2 protein-coding genes are annotated in these 1,562 nt (G+C 35.8%); both read right to left on the bottom strand.

Annotated features, from left to right (window positions below):
- Nucleotides 1-122 precede the first annotated feature (122 nt).
- Nucleotides 123-1,097 (bottom strand): LamG domain-containing protein, encoded by a 975-nt coding sequence (locus IQ224_RS23405; RefSeq protein ID WP_228036371.1) that lies wholly within the window; start codon nucleotides 1,095-1,097, stop codon nucleotides 123-125.
- A gap of 176 nt (nucleotides 1,098-1,273) precedes the next feature.
- On the bottom strand, nucleotides 1,274-1,562 hold a 289-nt coding region (locus IQ224_RS23400), incomplete at its 5' end, for a transposase family protein (protein ID WP_194033552.1).

Genomic DNA, 1,562 nt, shown 5'->3' with positions numbered 1-1,562 from the left:
TAAAAATTTTGTTAGAATTTCATCCAGATTTATGAGTTGAAATCGATTTTTCATGGACAAAGTTCTTAAAACCTGTCTATCTCCAGCGTTGGATGATAATTATCTGTCAAAAAATAATGCTTCTACACAAGTTCTCTATTTAAATAAGAGAATTTTATCTGAATTTTTTTCAAAATGAGAATTGCTGTTAAAGTATCTCGGCTACACAGGAGATTATTTGTCCCAACACCAATTACTCCATAGTTAGCTGTTTCTGTCTTTTCAATCTTTATAGGAATTTCTCCAACATTTCCCTTGACACTTAAGGAATAAATACGATCAACTGAATCGGAAAATGCTGTAGCAGTAGCACCGGATGAGGCAAACAAAACTTTTCCGCTTAAGTTACCAAGAGGAGCAGTATTCTTATCATAACTGATAGAACCTGCTTGGGAATAATATATTCCCACAAAGTCACCTTGGTTGACTTTAATCGGTGTAGTAAGGGAAAATTCGTTTAAACCAATCACAGGAGTTTTTACCTCGCTTTTTCCCACAACTGACCAGGTATTTGCTTCCTTCCTATAAGTGATCAGTTGTACAGGTGATGTGTTTTCTGCCCAAATATTCCACCCAGTTATTTCACCATTGCCATTAATGGGTTTGTTGGTATCTACAAGATAATAATTAGTTCTTGTATCTGCAATTCCGTATTTACTGGGAGAATTACCCCCAGTGATCACATCAGGTTTTTTCCCTATTTCAGACTCCTTCGTGCCAGTTATGGGTAATTCAGATTTTCCCCAAGTAGCACCATTAATTGTGCCATTATTGGCATTACTTGTCTTATCTTTGGCGATATTTTCTGAACCTTCATTGAGGGGCCAATATCCCACTAATCCGGTTTCATTTCCCTTTAATCGCTGGGACATATTTTCTTTGATTTCTGATTCTGGTCGGGCAATGTTCCACACCCTCACTTCCGTCATTTGACCTTCAAAGTAACCATCATTAACCCAGTTACTCTTACCTATATAGTTTAAGGTTCGGTTCAGGTTGTCTGGAAGGCTTAATTGTTTACTTTGGATTAATTGACCATTTTTATATAGTTTGCCCATCCCTGATTTATCAATAGATCTCTTGCAAAAGTAATCAAGATATATCCTTTTGTCGGTAACGAAGTTCGTAATTGTAGATAAGTACCTAAGCAAAATTAATTACACATATCTAACCCCCTCTTGCCTTTTGCCTCTTGCCTTTTGCCTATCTTTACTAGGAAATTAATTTTGCACGACTACTTACCAGCAATCAAATTCAATCTCAGACCAAATCGCCGTCTGCGATTTCTGTATCTTGATGAAAGTATCCGAAATATTTTGAGACGACGATGAATATGTTCTATAACTATACGCCGTTGTGATAACTGACGATTGGCTTTTTTTTGCTCTTTACTTAGTTTTTCTTTTTTCTTTTTTTTATGAGGAATTTGACTGTTTTGATGGAGCTTCTGAATTCCTTGATAGCCTTTATCCCCTAATATTTCTATTTTCTTATTTAACCTTATTTTGCTTTCTTTCCACAGT

This window comes from Microcystis sp. LEGE 00066 (assembly GCF_015207925.1).
GTDB classification, from domain to species: domain Bacteria; phylum Cyanobacteriota; class Cyanobacteriia; order Cyanobacteriales; family Microcystaceae; genus Microcystis; species Microcystis ichthyoblabe_A.
The sequence above is the reverse complement of the archived record's forward strand: the minus strand, read 5'-3'. Positions and strand labels throughout refer to the sequence as shown.